The sequence below is a fragment of the Mesorhizobium sp. WSM4837 genome (genome assembly GCF_055811435.1).
The window spans coordinates 1-16268 of the sequence record NZ_JBVVQE010000011.1 but is presented as its reverse complement, the minus strand read 5'-3'; the positions used below and the strand labels follow the sequence as shown (position 1 = coordinate 16268).

The 16268-nt window shown below is 59.9% G+C and carries 19 protein-coding genes and 2 pseudogenes; 11 read left to right on the top strand and 10 right to left on the bottom strand.

The genetic code is table 11. The features are described 5' to 3' along the window. The first annotated feature begins 178 nt into the window (after positions 1–178). Complete coding sequence (locus AC0L3D_RS08565) at positions 179–529, top strand: hypothetical protein (protein ID WP_023803159.1); 351 nt, start codon at positions 179–181, stop codon at positions 527–529. A 99-nt stretch (positions 530–628) separates the two neighbouring features. On the opposite strand, the gene AC0L3D_RS08560 is transcribed toward AC0L3D_RS08565, so the two are convergent. From AC0L3D_RS08560 to AC0L3D_RS08550, 3 genes are all read right to left on the bottom strand, one after another. Continuing rightward, the gene (locus AC0L3D_RS08560; protein ID WP_023803160.1) at positions 629–862 is read right to left on the bottom strand and encodes a hypothetical protein; all 234 of its coding nucleotides are present in this window, start codon (positions 860–862) and stop codon (positions 629–631) included. A 230-nt stretch (positions 863–1092) separates the two neighbouring features. After that, positions 1093–1392, bottom strand: coding sequence for a DUF1236 domain-containing protein (locus tag AC0L3D_RS08555; RefSeq protein ID WP_023803161.1), 300 nt, complete (start codon positions 1390–1392; stop codon positions 1093–1095). Positions 1393–1890: 498 nt separating this feature from the next. Then, positions 1891–3150 (bottom strand): DUF982 domain-containing protein, encoded by a 1260-nt coding sequence (locus AC0L3D_RS08550; RefSeq protein ID WP_287257733.1) that lies wholly within the window; start codon positions 3148–3150, stop codon positions 1891–1893. 88 nt (positions 3151–3238) lie between these two features. Between AC0L3D_RS08550 and AC0L3D_RS08545 the strand changes: the two genes are divergently transcribed. Next, positions 3239–3490 carry a hypothetical protein gene (locus tag AC0L3D_RS08545; protein WP_023803162.1) on the top strand — a complete coding sequence of 84 codons (252 nt, stop codon included), beginning with the start codon at positions 3239–3241 and terminating at the stop codon, positions 3488–3490. On the opposite strand, the gene AC0L3D_RS08540 is transcribed toward AC0L3D_RS08545, so the two are convergent. Continuing rightward, positions 3487–3780, bottom strand: coding sequence for a hypothetical protein (locus AC0L3D_RS08540; protein WP_473643896.1), 294 nt, complete (start codon positions 3778–3780; stop codon positions 3487–3489). The genes AC0L3D_RS08545 and AC0L3D_RS08540 overlap by 4 nt on opposite strands. Next, entirely contained in the window at positions 3774–4124 is a 351-nt protein-coding gene (locus tag AC0L3D_RS08535) for a hypothetical protein (RefSeq protein ID WP_473643894.1), read from the bottom strand. The genes AC0L3D_RS08540 and AC0L3D_RS08535 overlap by 7 nt, the downstream gene beginning before the upstream one ends. Before the next feature lie 449 nt (positions 4125–4573). Here AC0L3D_RS08535 and AC0L3D_RS08530 point away from each other — a divergent pair, with 449 nt between their 5' ends. The 7 genes and pseudogenes from AC0L3D_RS08530 to AC0L3D_RS08500 all read left to right on the top strand — a co-directional run bounded on the left by AC0L3D_RS08530 (position 4574) and on the right by AC0L3D_RS08500 (position 11081). Next, positions 4574–4813 (top strand): hypothetical protein, encoded by a 240-nt coding sequence (locus AC0L3D_RS08530; RefSeq protein WP_473629776.1) that lies wholly within the window; start codon positions 4574–4576, stop codon positions 4811–4813. Then, the gene (locus tag AC0L3D_RS08525; RefSeq protein ID WP_473629775.1) at positions 4800–4979 is read left to right on the top strand and encodes a hypothetical protein; all 180 of its coding nucleotides are present in this window, start codon (positions 4800–4802) and stop codon (positions 4977–4979) included. The genes AC0L3D_RS08530 and AC0L3D_RS08525 overlap by 14 nt, the downstream gene beginning before the upstream one ends. A gap of 177 nt (positions 4980–5156) precedes the next feature. Then, positions 5157–5435: a hypothetical protein gene (locus AC0L3D_RS08520; RefSeq protein WP_473629774.1), complete on the top strand. Its 279-nt coding sequence runs from the start codon at positions 5157–5159 to the stop codon at positions 5433–5435. A gap of 67 nt (positions 5436–5502) precedes the next feature. Next, positions 5503–5841: pseudogene (locus tag AC0L3D_RS08515) on the top strand (low affinity iron permease family protein); the annotation flags it as partial. A 1216-nt stretch (positions 5842–7057) separates the two neighbouring features. Continuing rightward, on the top strand, positions 7058–9169 hold the full coding sequence (katE, locus tag AC0L3D_RS08510; RefSeq protein ID WP_287229628.1) for a catalase: 2112 nt from the start codon (positions 7058–7060) through the stop codon (positions 9167–9169). Between the two features lie 640 nt (positions 9170–9809). Then, on the top strand, positions 9810–10418 hold the full coding sequence (locus AC0L3D_RS08505; RefSeq protein ID WP_473643892.1) for a cysteine hydrolase family protein: 609 nt from the start codon (positions 9810–9812) through the stop codon (positions 10416–10418). Positions 10419–10442: 24 nt separating this feature from the next. Continuing rightward, positions 10443–11081, top strand: a complete 639-nt coding sequence (locus AC0L3D_RS08500) for a DUF6766 family protein (protein WP_473629773.1) — start codon at positions 10443–10445, stop codon at positions 11079–11081. 24 nt (positions 11082–11105) lie between these two features. On the opposite strand, the gene AC0L3D_RS08495 is transcribed toward AC0L3D_RS08500, so the two are convergent. From AC0L3D_RS08495 to AC0L3D_RS08475, 5 genes and pseudogenes are all read right to left on the bottom strand, one after another. Beyond that, the gene (locus AC0L3D_RS08495; RefSeq protein ID WP_287066081.1) at positions 11106–11312 is read right to left on the bottom strand and encodes a KTSC domain-containing protein; all 207 of its coding nucleotides are present in this window, start codon (positions 11310–11312) and stop codon (positions 11106–11108) included. Between the two features lie 174 nt (positions 11313–11486). Further along, the gene (locus AC0L3D_RS08490; RefSeq protein ID WP_473629771.1) at positions 11487–11630 is read right to left on the bottom strand and encodes a hypothetical protein; all 144 of its coding nucleotides are present in this window, start codon (positions 11628–11630) and stop codon (positions 11487–11489) included. Positions 11631–11752: 122 nt separating this feature from the next. Next, positions 11753–12898 carry an extracellular catalytic domain type 1 short-chain-length polyhydroxyalkanoate depolymerase gene (locus tag AC0L3D_RS08485; protein ID WP_473643956.1) on the bottom strand — a complete coding sequence of 382 codons (1146 nt, stop codon included), beginning with the start codon at positions 12896–12898 and terminating at the stop codon, positions 11753–11755. 150 nt (positions 12899–13048) lie between these two features. After that, entirely contained in the window at positions 13049–13975 is a 927-nt protein-coding gene (locus AC0L3D_RS08480; RefSeq protein WP_473629770.1) for a hypothetical protein, read from the bottom strand. Positions 13976–14137: 162 nt separating this feature from the next. After that, positions 14138–14635, bottom strand: a pseudogene (locus tag AC0L3D_RS08475) (YciE/YciF ferroxidase family protein). Between the two features lie 710 nt (positions 14636–15345). Between AC0L3D_RS08475 and AC0L3D_RS08470 the strand changes: the two are divergent. Together AC0L3D_RS08470 and AC0L3D_RS08465 are read left to right on the top strand one after the other, a co-directional pair. Then, positions 15346–15558, top strand: coding sequence for a hypothetical protein (locus AC0L3D_RS08470; RefSeq protein ID WP_023803175.1), 213 nt, complete (start codon positions 15346–15348; stop codon positions 15556–15558). Positions 15559–15768: 210 nt separating this feature from the next. Continuing rightward, positions 15769–16268 (top strand): YihY/virulence factor BrkB family protein (locus tag AC0L3D_RS08465; RefSeq protein WP_473643890.1); only part of this gene is annotated, 500 nt, incomplete at its 3' end.

Sequence of the window (16268 nt, the reverse complement as noted above, 5' to 3'; positions counted from 1 at the left end):
CTGCATGTCCCAACCCCGCCCGAGCCGCAACTCGCAGGTCACGGAATGGTTCCGTCAAGGGTCAGGAATGTTTGGGACCTAGTGGTCAAAATCCAACGCTTGGTACCCATACCGGCGATTGCCAGAGTGTCCCTGTGTCGGGGTGGAGAGCGGACGTTTCTAGCGGTATTGTTTCCGCATGCTGATGCTCGCTGCTGTGCTCGATCTTGCCTTCGCCGCCTTCCATCTAGGATTTTGGCGGCTTTTCGGATGGCCGGCCCGGCTGAAGGGTTCGGGCAACCTAAACGCAGCAATCACTCAAACTCTGAATGTCATGCTGACGTTCACCTTTGTGTCTTACGGCGCAACATTGCTTTGGCTTTGGTACCGGGGGCTAATTTGGCCGCCACTTCTGTTTTTCGGAGCCGCTTTCTGGGCCATTCGCCTGGCTGCACAGTTCGCGCTCTTCGATATGCGGCATTGGCAATCCAAGCTGATCTCGACAGTCTTCGCCGTCTCGGCTTCTGCCCATGCCCTCGCAGGGCTATAGGAGGCAGAACAGTAAATGTCGGCTTCTGGTCGCTTTCGGAACTCCGGGTACCAAGCGTTAAATTTTGACCAACAGGGCCACGCATGTCGACCATCAATCTTAATCAGATTGTTGTGTCCGCTCTGCCAACGCAAAAGCCTGCAAGTTCCTCGATTTGCCAATGGCTTGGTCAGCGTTCGCAATGATCGAGAAGAACGCAGCGCGAGCGATGTCCTTTTTTGACGCGTCCGGATGCTCCTTTTTTGCAGCCTTTAGGAGCTGTTTTGGTGTCATCTCTGGCGTCACTACCCGCATCAGCGTATCGCTAATCGCCTGCAATTCGGTCGGGTTCATAAGAGCATCCTCAATAATGGCCTGCTGGCTTAGTCTTATCTAAAGGTGTCTTCTCTGTGTCGTAGCGCTGGGGCAATCGGACCAACAACGAAGGCACGGGCTTGTCCTCATCCGGCGATACGGCGCCTTGTTGGCAACCCGAACCATTGTCCCCAGATCGCGTTCCTCCAGAAAGAGAAAAGCCCGCCGCACCCTTTCGGCACGGCGGGCGGTCCTCCCAGTCGCTTACGTCATTCGATGATCTTGATGATCTTGCGTGTGCCTGGGTCAACGACAACGGTCCGGTTGTCGACGACAACGGTGCGGTATTTGGTGTTGGGGACTTCATGAAGTTCGACAGTCTCGGGCAGGGTTGAGCCGATATTGAGCTCCACTCCAGGGATTTTCACCGATGCGAGCGGCTGCTTTTTCACGTATTCCCTAATGACCGTCTCCTGTTCAGGCTCGATGACTACGTCCTGAGCGGCAGCGGCACCGAGGCCCGCCAGCAGCAGAAATCCCGCGGCTGCAGTGGAAAGATGCATTCTCATAAGTGCCTCCTTTGTGTAGCTCTGTTCCGCTGAACGCGTCTTCGCGCCAGACTTAACAAACCCCAGCCAGCTGCATTTGTTCCCCAAAAGTCCCTCAGGCTGATGCACGACAGGACCTAGGTCTCGCCTGTTTTGGCATAATAGGCCGGACATAGCGCCACCCGGAACCGCCGCTGCGCATAGTCGTTGATCCCTGCAAGTTCGCGGGAAGGAGCCCATGGAAAATAGTGTCCACCAAGCTCGCTGGTTACTCGCTCCGGTCTTCACAGTTTCGATCACATTCCTTGCGATTGGAATAATCGTTAGTTAGGGATCGTTCTAGGAACGACCGGACTTGACGATTGGACGGAGCGACGAACTGAGATCTGCGCAGCTAAGTCCCTTCCTGCGCTGATAAAGGACCACCCGCCATTCCTCGATTTGGCGGGTGGTCCGTGCGGCTGACCAAGTCCGCTCAGGAGGCCTGTCAGCGGTTTAAGGTCGCGAGGCAGCATCACCTCACAGCAGGTCTTCGGCAACCCCGTCGAATTTCCTGAGGCCTATGCTTGGAGGCTTTCGCTTAAGAAGCCCCTGTTCACTTGCGGCCGCCTTGAAGGCATCGAACGCGGCTTGTTGGGTGCAGTGTCCAGCCAGGCATTCCTCGATCATTCGAATTGCTTCAAGTCGGGATGGCTTGTCCATGAATGGCCATGGTTGCTGAAGCGCCGTCTCAGCATCGGGGATCGACGCAATCAGCATCGATCTGTCATTCAGGTAGATTGTAATCGGAATAAACGCCGGCATCTTTGTCGCTCGCCAGGATTGAAGGCGGCTAAACGCGAAGACAAGGCAGTGGTTGCATCGTTGTGAATTCCGAGCGCCGCTGTCCGATACGGAGGGACGATGGCGGACGAAGACGATGACTATGAACCGGTCCAAGCGAGAATTATCGGCATCGACCACCCTCTGAACGCGAGGATGATCCTGCGGCGTGTGTTTCCAGCTCTTCGTGATGGCTTCCGCCCTCACCGCGCCCTTGGCGATCGCCTGCTGAAATGCGATGTCTTTCGAAGCTCCAAGCGGGGCAAACGTCTCGTGCAGTCCAATCGTGTCGGCGCGGAGCTTCAAAAGGCTGTCGGAATATCGGCCAATGATCCGCGCCACCAAGTTGGTAGGGATTGGTTTACCATCTCGGATCGCAGCTGTGATCGTGCGGTCGAAACGTTTGTCGCGTCGCTTCCGATTCAGATAGGCCCGCAACTGGTCGGGCTCGCCGGAAAGCAGTTCATCGCGGGCTCGGGCAACATAGTCGCTCTGAACTGTGGTGAGCCCGATCACCCTACCTCCTCCGCGGCCAGTCACCCTGTTGACGCGGCCTACTACCTCCAATGCGGCCCTCGTTGGATTGGCGCCACGGGCAAGGCCCTTAGAAAAAGCGGCACGGATCGCAACTTGTTGATCAGCAACAATGTTGGTGACCAGTTGCGCCGAGTGCTCGCGCAACCAGGTCTCAGCCGTAAGATTGCGCGCATCCCCACGAAGAACGACCTGAAGGCCGCTCGGATCGCGCAGCGCCGGCATCTGTTCGACCGTGGCGACACCGCCGCCGTTGTAGGCCTGCCGGATGGCTTCTTCCAGCGGCCGAAACGCGGCCTCGTCGAGGTTCATGGCTGCAATGGCGTCCTTGACGTCGCCGCGCTCCAAGCTCTCCACCACACGGCGCAGAACGATGTTGGAGCGGATGTCGTCGATCGCCTCGAAAAACGCGGTCCGCAGCATCGGCTCATAGGTCGAGACAAGCTGTTCGAAACGATCACGGGGGGATAGGCGTTTGAGCATTCGTTCCGGACCTTAAAAGGAGACTGGTATGGATGTCTTGGCCCATCATTCGACGGAGCTTGTGGTGCTTCGCATCGCACTCATGGCAATTGCATCAATGGTTGCTGAGCAATCGGATGACCCAGATCGGGCATTGGCTGACATGGAAGAGCGGGCACTGTCCACGTTCGATCATATGGAGATCGATTTTTCCGGTTTCGAAGGGGACATCGCTGTTGCCAAGTCTCACATGCGGTCGTCGCTGGCGTCGCTCTTTTCTGGGATATCGCTCCGCGGCTAACCCGCCACGAAAGCGATATACGCGACCGGCGTCCCGGCCGGCGGGATCGGCCGTAGGTCCTTCATGACCAACTCGACGCCGTCGATGACGAGTGTGTCCGTCATGGCGGAGACGATCGAGGGTACTGCGAAAGTGATCTGGTTGTCGGTCGCCACAGTGAGGGTGCCGTCGACGTATTTCTGAGACACGCGGCGCATCACCGCATCGAGTGGATAGACCGTCGTCACTGGCTCGCCCGGTATCCATGGCGTCGACGGATCTGGCGGCGCTGTGACCGTGCTGGTTAGCATGACAACGCCTGCTTGAACTCGCCGAGCATCTCGCTCGCGAACTCCTGATGCATCTCGTCATAAAACCGGGCCATCAGACGACCAGAATATCGGGCAGGCCATACATCGCGCCGATCAGCGGCAGCCCGTCTATGATGGTCGAGACGCATCCGGGGCAAAAATGTTGCCGCTGTCGCCGGGGTCAAAGAACTCCCGCTCGATGCCCTCAATACCTTCAGAGCCGAAGCGGTGTGTTTGCGGGCGAGATCGGAGAGTGTGGCCTTGGCCTGCTTCCTTGCCCGCGAGCGCGCTCCTGATGGCCTTCCAGCCCCTGTGCGCCGGCCGCCGCGCTGGTTGGTGGCCATGCTTTGATTTCCGTTTGATTTTCCGCCGTCTATTCAAACTCGCAGGCGAGATGAGCCGTATTGCCCATCCCGCCCCACGGTCTTTCGCTCGGGGGTTATGCTTGCTGCCGAGATGGCCGCTTTGGCGCGGGTTCTCTGCTCGTCGTATTCAGCCCGTTCTGCGGCACCAACGGCCCGCTCACCTTCCTCTGACGCGCTAAGGCTTTCGTACGACTCCAGCAGCCATTCTAGCTCGGCTTTGATCTCAGCTCGGGTCATGCGGCCTTCCGCTTCTGCGCTTCCCGCTGCCGTTTGCCCGCTCGGCGAGCTGCAGTTCATTGCCCAGGATCTGCGCGGCATCGTGCCACCAATATTTGCATTTGTCGGTATGCTATACGAGCGGGTGGTCAAGGCATTTGGCCCGCGAGCATCCAGCCGGATTTGTTCGATGACCGCAGGAGAAATTCGGCATGAGTAACGTCGTATCGCTTCATGGCGACAAGCGCTGGAAAGCTGTTCTCGTCTACGACCACCAGAACGGCCCCATCACGATCGAGCACTTTTTGGAAGAAATTTCCGAGCTCCATAACGTCATTGAACACGGCCCGGACTGGAACACCCTGATTACGTGCACGGTGACAATCAACCGGACGGACGGCGGCGAGGAGCAGAACAGCCAGGAAAAAGAGGCGCGCCATGAACTTCGGTGAAATCGCGGAGCGCTTCATCCGCGCGGCCGAGATCGAGCGCGCCAGCCATGAACATGTCGGCCGGCCGGCCCAGCAGCCGCCCTATGTTCACACATACACCGATAAGCTCGGGTGGTGCAAAGAGGTGGGCGACAAGCTCGACCCTAAGGCAGACCCGCTAGCGTAGGAGCGAAGGGCGTTCTGGAACCGGATCGGCACCCTGCCATCGGGACAAGAGATCAGCGAGCTCGAGGCGCTGCAACGAATGGCTGCTCGCCGTTGGCAATGAGAAGGAACGCCGAGCGTCCTCGCCCGGGCCAGATCCAAGGTCGGCGGCAGGTCATTCCGCACCTGGTGCTTCAAGGTGGAGGGCATCCACCCGAACACCGGACGGGATAGAAAAAACCGGGCTTTGCAGCAAATCGCGATCAGCGCCGAAATCAGGCTGTTGCATCATGAAATTAGGGATGTTTCGGCTACGATCACGGAAGATGCGGGCGAACGGGACAGCCTGAATTCGTGGATCGCCGACGGCGCGTTCGCCAAGATCCTTTCATCGGAACATGACGACTTCTCTTGGGCTGCCAAGCGCAATGAGCGCCGATGCCAGCAAGAGGCGAGGCGGCGCAATCAAGCTGCGTGATTTGCGCCATTGACGATCACCCGAAATGCCGCCCCAATCGGGATTACGTGGTTTATTGGGGATTCGCATGAACCGATTTCTCTTTGTGATCGCCGACTTTCTATCCCGTCCGCCCGGTTTTTATGTGCTGATCGTCGCGATGATAGCGTGCACTGCGATGGTTCCTTTCGGGCTCACAAACGTAATCACCTATGCGCTTTCTGTAGCTGCGATAGTGATTACCGGGGTCGTACTGATCCAGGGTTACCGCGACACCGCTGCCATCCATGCGAAGCTCGACGAGATCATCGTTGCATTGAAGGAAACGAGAAACAATGTCGTCGGGCTGGAGCACGCCGAGCCTGAGGAGATCAAAGCCCATTTGGCGCGGCTTGAATTGGAGGCAGCGGCGGCTGATCAAGAAGCTAAGCACGAGGGAGTCTCTGGCGCCAAATTACGCCAGCGGCTGCCAATCCCACATCGTCAGCCAGTCGCCGGCGCGGCGCTCGAGTATCTCAGGGCACGCCCGCACCATGTCGGATGCGGCCCAAAATAGAACCTCGTCTAGTTGGCCCTTGTTGTTGTCGGTCTCGGCCAAGGTCGAAAGCACCAGGCGCAAGTGCCCTTCCCCGTGCCGGCGTATGATGCGAGCCAGCGTCTCGACCGCGCGCGCCTCTCCCGGCTCCGGATAGCGATGCCGGTCGACAATCTTGATGCCGAGCTCATCACATAGGGCTTGGACGCGCGGGTCGGTCAAAGCATCCCCGCTTCCTGAGCGCATGTTGCACCGTCGACGGATCACGATTGAACGGCAACCCTATCTGCCCCCTAGGCAAGCTCGGCTTCAGCACCATCACGGCGCACATGGCCGCGTCTCGCGTTGCCACGATACTATACTGACGCGACGGTCCTCTCATCTCGGTATACGTGCAGCCGTGCATGGCATACGTGCAGCCGTGCATGCGGGCCACGAGGTCGATGACATGCCGAGCCGTCAACAGCTTGACCACCGTTGCAAATCTCAGGCGTGGCCCCTGGAGCGGGTTCTGGCTTCGGCGGCTTGGGAAACGGCGCAGACCTTCATGCCCGCACCTTCCTGCGCTCGACGGCCACCTGCTTACCTTTGACAATGTCGGAGAACGCTCAAAAAAGGACGCTCACAACGGAACACGAAATCCGCCGCATCCGGGTGACTACTTAGTTGTTGCCTTGTCGGTTTTTCTTCGGTTTCGCTACCAATGCAGCAGGAGGAGCGGTTTCAGCCTTAAGTCGTTGCTCTCGCAGCCGAGCAGTCTTTGCATCTCGTGCTGCGCGCTCAATGTCTGTTAATGCCCTTGCAGCATCCGACGTGCGCTCCTGCCTATCGTATTTTTCTTGATGGGTTAAGCCTTGTCTTTCCCGCATTTCCTGTCCTCGATCTGACGGTATGGCGCTCTGTTGGCGACCCGAACGATCGTCGCGAGATCGTGTTCCCCCAGACAACGAAAAAGCCCGCGCCTCTGGCGGAGCGCGGGCCCGATGTTCCGGCAGCCGAGTGCTATTCTTCGAAATGCGGGCCACGTGACACCCACCAGGAACTTAAGTGGGTGTCCCAGCATTGAGGGAGACCTGAAGCCGCCCCCTCCTTTTCAAGGAATTCAAGCATGGCCAAGACAACCAGACAGTCGTCGGGCAAGCCCGCGACGATCCATGATCAAAAGCTCGTGCGGGGGAACGGAGGCGAGCTTCACCAGATCGCCGAAGGCGACAGCGAGATCCTGACGACCGCCCAAGGCGGCCCAGTGGCCGATGACCAGAATACTTTAAGGATTGGCCAGCGCGGACCGTCACTAATCGAAGACTTCCACTTCCGTGAGAAGATTTTTCATTTCGATCACGAGCGCATTCCCGAGCGCGTCGTGCATGCACGCGGCTATGGCGCGCACGGCTTCTTCGAGACCTATGAATCGCTAGCGGCTTACACTCGCGCGGATATCTTCCAGCGTGCCGGCGAGAAGACGCCGGCCTTCGTGCGGTTCTCCACGGTGGCCGGTTCGAAAGGCTCGTTCGACCTGGCGCGGGACGTGCGTGGGTTCGCCGTCAAATTCTACACCAACGAAGGCAATTGGGATCTCGTCGGCAACAACATCCCAGTTTTCTTTATTCAGGACGCAATCAAGTTTCCCGACGTCATTCATTCAGTGAAGCCGGAGCCTGATCGTGCCTTCCCGCAGGCGCAATCGGCACACGACAATTTCTGGGACTTCATCAGCCTGACGCCCGAATCGATGCATATGGTTATGTGGGTCATGTCGGATCGGGCGATACCTCGGTCCTTCCGGTTCATGCAGGGATTCGGCGTTCACACGTTCCGGCTGGTCAATGCGAAGGACGAATCCACCTTCGTCAAATTCATCTGGAAGCCGAAGCTCGGCATGCAGTCGGTCGTTTGGAACGAAGCGGTCAAGATCAACGGCGCTGACCCCGATTTTCATCGACGCGACCTCTGGAATGCCATCCAGTCTGGTGATTTCCCGGAATGGGAGCTCAACCTCCAGCTCTTCGATCAGGACTTCGCGGACAGTTTTGACTTCGACGTTCTGGATCCGACCAAGATCATTCCGGAAGAAATCCTCGCGCCGGTCCCGGTCGGCCGCTTGGTGCTCGATCGTATGCCCGACAATTTCTTCGCCGAAACCGAGCAGGTCGCGTTCATGACGCAGAACGTACCGCCCGGCGTCGACTTTTCCAACGATCCCCTGCTGCAGGGTCGAAACTTCTCCTACCTGGACACGCAACTGAAGCGTCTCGGCAGCCCCAATTTCACCCATATCCCGATCAACGCACCCAAATGCCCGTTCCACCACTTCCAGCAGGATGGCCTCATGGCGATGCGCAATCCGGTCGGCCGCGTGAACTACCAGCCGAATTCATTCGGCGAAGGCCCGCGGGAATCGCCGCAGCACGGTTTCCGGTCGTTCGCCGAGGCGGAGGAAGGCCAGAAAGTCCGTCTGCGCGCAGAGAGCTTCGCCGACCACTACAGCCAGGCGCGACAGTTCTTCAACAGTCAGACCGCGCCTGAGCAGAAGCATATCGCCATGGCGCTGTCCTTCGAGCTCTCCAAGGTCGAGACAACGGTTATCCGCGAGCGCATGGTGTCGCATCTCCTCAACATTGATGAAGGCTTGGCAGAAACTGTCGCTGACAAGCTTGGCATGAAGCAATTGCCCAAGCCCGCGGATGCGGCGGTCGCGCCGAGGGACGATCTCGAACCATCGCCGGCGCTCAGCATCATCCGGAACGGGCCTGACAGTTTTGCTGGCCGCAAGGTCGGTGTGCTTGTCAGTCCCGGCGCCGATGCAGCGCTGCTGAAGAACCTCCAGGCAGCGATCGAGAAGGAAGGCGCAGTGATGGAGGTCATAGCGCCCAAGGTGGGCGGCGTCGAGGCGGCGGATGGAAGTCTCATCGCTGCAAAGCACATGATCGACGGCGGGCCATCGGTCCTGTTCGACGCAGTAGCGCTGATCCTCTCCGAGGAAGGAGCGGAGCGCCTGACGGGCGAGGCCGCCGCGCGCGATTTCGTTGCCGACGCTTTTGCTCATTGCAAATTCATCGGCTTCACGTCGGGCGCCGTCCCGCTGCTGCAGAAGGCCGGCGTCGATCCGGAAGCCGATGAAGGCATGATTGGTCTCGATGATCCCAAGGCGATTACCGGTTTTATCGAGGGCTGCCGCAAGCTGCGTCTCTGGAGCCGGGAAATGGCCGTCAAACTCTAGCGATGGTGACGGAGTTTCTCATGCAGATCATTCGAACCGAAGTTACCCAGGCAACCGCCCCGACCGGACAGCCCATCCTGCGCGTGATCTTCTGCGGCGAAGGCGGTGACTGCGTTGCCGTCGACCTGGCACGCGTTGACGGCGGAAACAACGAGGCCGCTAATAATCGAGCGAAGGCGATCCTGGTCCAGATCGCGACCTTCGATTTGGCTGTGAACGACTATGATGCCCGAAGCAATGGCAATTTTGACGAAGTCGCCGTCACAGCGGCGAATGACGAAAACGGCGGGCTCTATATCTTCGAGTATCGGCGGACGCGGCCGTCAGGTTCTTCCCTCCAGGATGCCAAGTTTAGAGGCTGCGCGGGAGGAAGCGGTTCGATGCGCTATCGATATTCTGGTCGACCTTTAGCCGGGCACGGACGATCTTTCAGGTTGGCTCGTGCGCCTGCGCGACGAGAACGGCGAACTGCTGTACGCCATCGACGTGCAGGAGGCGCAAGCGGCCCGCCTGACAAGACCATGAACCGGCAACGGCTAAAGGCGGATTGGCAGAGATGCGAGGCTACGGCGGGACCTCCCGGGCTACGCCCGCGCTCAGATAGAGACTATGCATCACCCCACCGCGGCCGCGGCTGATCATGGCCGCCCTAGGCCTGGTACACGGTCCGCTTGGTGAGAATTCCCTACATCTTTGCGTTGACATGCAGCGCCTGTTCGCGCCGGGCGGGCCTTGGGCCGTGCCGTGGGCGCAAAACGTGCTGCCGGTCATCGAGGAATTGACCGCAAGACATCCGCAGCAAACGCTGTTCACACGTTTTGTTCCGGCCGCTCGGCCTGGCGAAGGACCGGGCATGTGGGCGCGGTATTATCAGCGTTGGGCCGAGGTCACCCTTGCCAACATCGATGCCGGCCTCGTCGATCTGATGCCTTCTCTGGCGCGGTTCGTGCCGCCGGCAAGAACGCTCGACAAGCATGTCTATTCGCCGTGGACTGAAGGCCGGCTCGACGCGATGCTCAATGGGTCAGGGATCGACACGCTGGTCATCACCGGCGGCGAAACCGACGTCTGCGTGCTTGCCACGGTCCTCGGCGCCATCGACCGTGGTTTTCGTGTCGTCCTTGCGACCGATGCCATCTGCAGTTCGGTTGACCAGACGCATGAGGCACCGTTGGAGCTCTACCGCTCTCGCTTCAGCGAGCAAGTCGAGGCGGTGATGATCGAAGAGGTTCTGGAGAACTGGCGTTAGCCGGAGCTGCCGAGGGAGACGACCATGAAAAGCTTTTTCCGGGACAATGGACTGACGATCGCCCTGGTGGCGATGTTCTTGTTCAGTGCGACTGGCATGATCTGGTCGGGTCATACGGCCTACAATGAAGAGCTTCAGAACCACGGTTCGGCATCGATTGGGCTGCTCTCCTATCTTGCGAGCGGCGACTTCCTCTCGGCGCTGTTCGAGAACTGGGAAAGCGAATTCCTGCAGATGTCGGCCTATGTCATGCTGACTGCAATGCTGTTCCAGCGCGGTTCCGCCGAGTCTCGTGATCCCGATGATCCCAACCGGCCCGAGGACGAACTTCCGACCGCCACCCGCAGGCGCAACCCGATCCTGTCGTGGCTCTATTCATACTCGCTGGGCTTGGCGCTGGCCCTGCTGTTCATCATCTCATTTGCCTTGCATTGGTGGGCGAGCCTGGCGGCCGCGAACGAGGAGGCGCTTTGGCACGGCGGCGAGGTTCAATCCCTGGGAGACTATCTTCTCGACGCCCAGCTATGGTTCGAGTCCTTTCAGAACTGGCAGTCGGAATTCATGTCGACGGCCGTCCTGGTCCTGCTGTCGATTTTCCTACGCCACAAGGGCTCCCCGGAATCAAAGCCAGCCGGCGCGTCAAACTCCGAAACCGGCGCATGAGTCTCCGCGTGCAGGCAACGCTCGCTATGCTTCGGCAATGGGGCGGTGCCGGCAACGGTCGCGAAAGTGGTCGTTGAAGAACCGGCCCTTTACGAAGGCGTTTCGGAACGCCGCATAGGTCTCCGGCGGCACAGCCTCGTAGTCATAACGCGTGCCGCTCGCGACGAACCACACCGAGAGAACCCTTGTCTCCGGATCGTACTCGGTCTTGCGGATTGACGTTGATGGCATGATATCGGCGCTCTATACGAGCGCCATTGGCATGTAGCGGGCGATCACCGTGTCCTACCGGAACCGCCGTTCTAGCTCGGCGCGCCGTTTGCGCCAGTCCGGCAGATCGACATCATCCACCATCACTTCGAAGATGACGATTTCATCTGTGCTGGACTGCTCGCCATCCTGCCACTAACCTTCCGCGGGCGCCTGCAGGTAGGCTGTGACGCCGTCGAAACGGCTGGCCAGGTCTTCCTTCACACGGTCGAAATCTTCCCAGCCAAATGGGCGACCGGTGTTGTCCGCGCGGGGAAGCAGGATCTGGACGAGGTGCATGGCGACCGCTCAATGAAAAGCGGTCACCGATTCCAAAGAACGACGCGTTCCCTTGCCTGGTCGGAGCCGCTTGACCTTCGCGGGGCCGGCGAGACAGTCGGCGAGCGATTCGCGCCGTCCGCCTAGCGCATCAGGCCCGCCGCCCGCAGGGCATCTTCAATGATCTTCTTCACGCCGGGCTGGCGCGATTGATGGATGGTAGTCGGCTGCGGGGGCTTCGTCTTCGCATTTTGTATACTTGGCGCCGGTGACTGGGGTAGTTGCCGTTGGCTGGCGGGCAATTGCGGCCTCGATTTCCGGGAGGCGCTATCCTCGGTTGCCGCGATCCCCCAAAACTGCGCGATCTCGCGTGTGGAGGCGATGCCGACATCAAGCATATAAGGCCCCGGAGCGCCGAGGCCGTTGCCGAGCGGCGTGCCGTGGCCCATCCCGGCGATCATGTTGATTTCGATCAAGGCATCTCCCGCCCCGTTACGCCAGACCTGCTTTGCGTGCGGTCCGGCAGCTTCCCGACGCGTCGGCGCTTTCTCAAGCCGGTGGACTCCCCGCCACTGGCCTGCGATCGCTTCCGCGTTGGAAGGCGAAACCGTGTGGTCAGCGGCACCGTGCCAAATCGAAATCCTCGGCCACGGTCCCCGATGATCCGATGCGCCGCGGAGGGCCCGTTGCAGATCCTGTTCCGAAGGACCGCCGTGGCCGCGCATGCGATCGAAGGCCTCCGGGATTGTCGTTGCGCTGCCGTAGGGCAGGCCGGCAATTAACGCACCGCCGGCAAACACTTCCGGATAGGTCGCAAGCATGGCCGCTGCCATTGCGCCTCCGGCCGAGAGGCCGGTGATGAAGATTCGCCTTCGGTCGAGACCGTGGGTGACGACCATCGTCTCGATCATCTGGCGAATCGAAAGCGCCTCGCCCGAACCACGTTTGGTGTCGCCAGGCTGGAACCAGTTGAAACAGAGGTTCGGATTGTTGCCGCGTTGCTGTTCGGGAAAGAGCAGCGCGAAGCCAGCCTCGTCGGCGAGTTGGGACCAGCCGGAATGATGGTCATAGCCGGCCGCGTTCTGGGTGCAGCCATGCAGCACGACGACGAGCGGGGTGCCCTTGGATAGGTCATTGGGAATGTAGAACTTCGCTTCCAACCCGCCAGGATTGATACCGAAGTCGGCCAGCGTCCGGAGGTGGTCTGACGCACCGAGGTCGGCGGGATGTGCGGCAAGTCGCGCCTGCAGCGCGGCAAGGCGGGCGATGGTATCAGAGATTTTTCGCAATGGAGCCGTCCCTGTTGTGACGCCCGGAATGGACGGCCATCCGTGCAACGCACGTGCAGCAATATCGTTGCTGCGTTGCACAAAAACAAGGGAACGCGGCGGGAGAATGGAGTCCGGCCGATCCTCTCGGTCGGCCTGGAGTAGACGTCTTCAGCTTCGAGTGGCTGTGAGATGGAGCGCGTCTTCTTCGTGGTCGCGCTGCTTGCCGCCTAACGCTGCCGCTGCGCTGGCGATGAACGCACCGATCATGAGAGAAAGCGCGCCAACCAGCGCGAAGCTGGCGCCGGCTTTTCTAGCTGGGTCGGCTGCTTCCTGTGCTTGGACTTTGGCCGCCTCGACCTGAGCAAGCACCGCATCAACCCGGGCAGTAGCATCCGCTTGCGACAAGCCAGTGCGAGCGGCCACGAGTTGGCCCAGATAAGTCTTGTCGTCGGCCGAGACTTCGCCGGCCGCTGCACTCGTAATGAGGATGCGGGAGGCTTGTGCGGCTGCTGTCGCATCGCCCTCCGCGCCCGGCGCCGCCAGCCTGGAAGGATCGTTCGGGCGGAACAGCGCATCGACGAAATACGACGCCGCGCCGCTGCCTCCGTCGTTCCCGGCGTTTGCGGTCGCCCCTGCCGAGGCACCCATTGCTGCTCCCGAGGCCACTGTCGAGGCCGCCTTGACGCCGGTGCCGATTGCCGCGGACAGCGCCGAACCGAGCACGAACACGACCAGAAGCGTCGCCAGCGCCCAGGCCATGAATCCGTGCGCGGTATCCCGGAAGAACGTCTCGTCCGTATGAATGCCGACCCATTTGGTGCGAAGGCGCCCGGTGAGGTAACCCCCGAGCCCGGATGACAACCATTGCACGATGACCAGCCAGATCGCAGTGGACACAGCGAAGGTGGTGACGCTGGCGCTTTCGTTGGACCATGGAGACACCATCGTGAGCCCGAGGCCGGACCCGAGAAGCATCAGGATGAACGTCAGGGTCGAGGCAGCGAAGGCGCCGGCGATGATCGGTCCCCAGTTGACTGCGGATGACGAGGACTCGACCGGCGCGGCACCGTCGGTCGCCAGGATGGTTGATGCCATGGATTCCTCCTACCGCATGAACAGCGCGAGAAGGATGATGATCGGAATAGGAACTCCGAGCAGCCAGAGTAGAATGCCACGACCCATGATTGCCTCCTATCGAAAGACGGATGTTGGAAGTAAAATAGCCACCCCAACACAGTTGGGGTGGCTGGTGTGTGATCAGGCGGCCTTGGCCATTTCGTTGGCCGAGGCGTCCGCCAATCCGGTGAGCGCCTCGTCTGTCATAGACTCTTCGCCGAGCGTCTGTTCGATCAGCTTGGCGGCGTCGCTCATGCCCAAAACCTCGGCCCAGCGCTTCAGCGTGCCATAGCGGGTGATCTCGTAGTGCTCGACAGCCTGGGCAGCGGAGATCAGACCGGCGTCCAGTGCGGGAGTTCCCTTGAACTCCTCCATAATCTCCTCGCCCTCCTCGATGATGCCGTCGATCGCGGGACACGTCTTGCCCTGTGCCCGCTTGCCAAGGAGCTCGAAAACCTGCTGCAGGCGCTCGACATGACCGTCGGTTTCGTCCTTGTGCTTCTCGAAGGCTGCCTTCAGATCGGCCGATCAGGCGGCGCGCGCCATCTTGGGAAGCGCCTTCAGGATCTTCTTTTCCGCGTAATAGATATCTTTGAGCGTATCGAGGAAGAGATCATCCAATGTCTTTTCTTTCGCCATGGCGGATTTCCTTTTGGTTCCAGCGTTTTTTGTTGTCGCTCACGGGGTTGTGAAACGCATGCTCAACAAGCGCACAACGCCGGAAAGGTTCCCTTGAGACGTCTCGCTGCACGTCACTCTGACTTCGTGGGGTCAACCCCTGGTTCAATTCACTTCCCGCTCCGCCAGGCATTTCGCTATCGAGGATCGCATCCTGCTCTGATACTTGGCGTCTGTATCTGTCGAGCTTCTTGAGAATATTTTTGTCGGCGCAGCCATGAACGAGCGCGCCTGACCTTGGGGATGCTGCTCGCCAAAGTCGCCGGCGGCGAGACCAGCCCTTCCACCTAAAAGAATTCTCTGCGAGAACGATGCCTCCCGCCAATCGTGACACCGCCTGGCCTCCGATCCGGTTGCTCCCTGGCGGCCAACAATGCCCACGGCGAAATAGACGTCCGGTCGTTTTTCGAATTGGCGCGCTGGGGAAGACCAAGGAACAACGTCCAGCGGTGATGTCTGCGGGTCAACCGCGTGGTGGGCGCTCGCCGTCGCTTTCGCACAGGTAGTTGTGAATGTCGGTTGCAGCGACCGCTGCGTGCCCGAATGCGACCGCGAGCTGGTTGAAATACACAGGAGGCGAATGGGCTTCGCTTTGGATAGTGAGGGCGCATCGCCTGGCTTGATCCGGCGACGCGAGTCCGACGGCGAGGGATATCTATGAGGACGCCTGGATGATCAGACCGCCAAGACGACAGGGCGAATACGCGGATCGGGAGATCGATTGCCAAGAGGCCATGGAGCCCGGCTTTCAGGCTATCGTCGGTTGCATGCTGGAGCGGCTGGACGCCAAGAGGCACCAGCTCCCGACCGCCCACGCCCAGAATCCCCGCCGGCCGGCCGCGCCAAAGTTAAAACGCAATCAGCCGACCACCACGATTGGCTGAGATGGTAGAAAGCTGGTTATTCTGATTGGTCGCTGGAACAGCCACTGAGGTCCTGGGCAGGGCAGTATCGCTATCACATGAACTCGTCGCATGGGGTGGCGCAGTGTTTCTGCAGACGGCGGATGTTTGTTTGCGGGCGCAGGTCTGCACCTGCATCCTTTGGCGCTTTCATACGTTTGCCCGCGAAGAAGATGCTCCGGGCCGGCAGCCATGTCGAAAAAAACAACCGACGACGCTTACGAAGATCAAGTGCAGCTTGAGCGGCGGGCCGAGCGGGAGGGCCGCGGACGCGATGCCGAATGGCCCTCACAGATTCCCAGCCGGGGCTGGAAAGACGTGCTGTGGCGGGTCTTTGCTGAAGTAAACGAGGACCGTGTTATGCTGATCGCGGCCGGGGCCGCATTCTATCTGCTCCTTGCGCTCTTTCCCGCGCTTGCCGCGTTCGTGTCCATCTACGGTTTTGTCGCCGATCCTCAGACCATCGCTGAGCACATTGCGTTCCTTGGCGGCGTACTGCCTTCGGACGGTCTGGACATTATCAGATCTCAGCTTGCGTCCTTGGCCGCTCAGAAGACTGGCGCGCTCAGCTTCGGCTTCATGTTCGGCCTTGCCGTCGCACTGTGGAGCGCCAGTAACGGCATCAAGACGCTATTCGAAGCCATGAACATCGCCTACGAGGAGAGTGAAAAGCGCGGCTTTATCCATCTGAA

Excerpts from the sequence above, each read along its gene's own strand:
- AC0L3D_RS08565 (WP_023803159.1), top strand. The coding sequence starts at position 179 with ATGCTGATGCTCGCTGCTGTGCTCGATCTTGCCTTCGCCGCCTTCCAT.
- AC0L3D_RS08560 (WP_023803160.1), bottom strand. The coding sequence starts at position 862 with ATGAACCCGACCGAATTGCAGGCGATTAGCGATACGCTGATGCGGGTA.
- AC0L3D_RS08555 (WP_023803161.1), bottom strand. The coding sequence starts at position 1,392 with ATGAGAATGCATCTTTCCACTGCAGCCGCGGGATTTCTGCTGCTGGCG.
- AC0L3D_RS08550 (WP_287257733.1), bottom strand. The coding sequence starts at position 3,150 with ATGCTGCGGACCGCGTTTTTCGAGGCGATCGACGACATCCGCTCCAAC.
- AC0L3D_RS08545 (WP_023803162.1), top strand. The coding sequence starts at position 3,239 with ATGGATGTCTTGGCCCATCATTCGACGGAGCTTGTGGTGCTTCGCATC.
- AC0L3D_RS08540 (WP_473643896.1), bottom strand. The coding sequence starts at position 3,780 with ATGCTAACCAGCACGGTCACAGCGCCGCCAGATCCGTCGACGCCATGG.
- AC0L3D_RS08535 (WP_473643894.1), bottom strand. The coding sequence starts at position 4,124 with ATGGCCACCAACCAGCGCGGCGGCCGGCGCACAGGGGCTGGAAGGCCA.
- AC0L3D_RS08530 (WP_473629776.1), top strand. The coding sequence starts at position 4,574 with ATGAGTAACGTCGTATCGCTTCATGGCGACAAGCGCTGGAAAGCTGTT.
- AC0L3D_RS08525 (WP_473629775.1), top strand. The coding sequence starts at position 4,800 with ATGAACTTCGGTGAAATCGCGGAGCGCTTCATCCGCGCGGCCGAGATC.
- katE (WP_287229628.1), top strand. The coding sequence starts at position 7,058 with ATGGCCAAGACAACCAGACAGTCGTCGGGCAAGCCCGCGACGATCCAT.
- AC0L3D_RS08505 (WP_473643892.1), top strand. The coding sequence starts at position 9,810 with ATGGCCGCCCTAGGCCTGGTACACGGTCCGCTTGGTGAGAATTCCCTA.
- AC0L3D_RS08500 (WP_473629773.1), top strand. The coding sequence starts at position 10,443 with ATGAAAAGCTTTTTCCGGGACAATGGACTGACGATCGCCCTGGTGGCG.
- AC0L3D_RS08495 (WP_287066081.1), bottom strand. The coding sequence starts at position 11,312 with ATGCCATCAACGTCAATCCGCAAGACCGAGTACGATCCGGAGACAAGG.
- AC0L3D_RS08490 (WP_473629771.1), bottom strand. The coding sequence starts at position 11,630 with ATGCACCTCGTCCAGATCCTGCTTCCCCGCGCGGACAACACCGGTCGC.
- AC0L3D_RS08480 (WP_473629770.1), bottom strand. The coding sequence starts at position 13,975 with ATGGCATCAACCATCCTGGCGACCGACGGTGCCGCGCCGGTCGAGTCC.
- AC0L3D_RS08470 (WP_023803175.1), top strand. The coding sequence starts at position 15,346 with ATGATCAGACCGCCAAGACGACAGGGCGAATACGCGGATCGGGAGATC.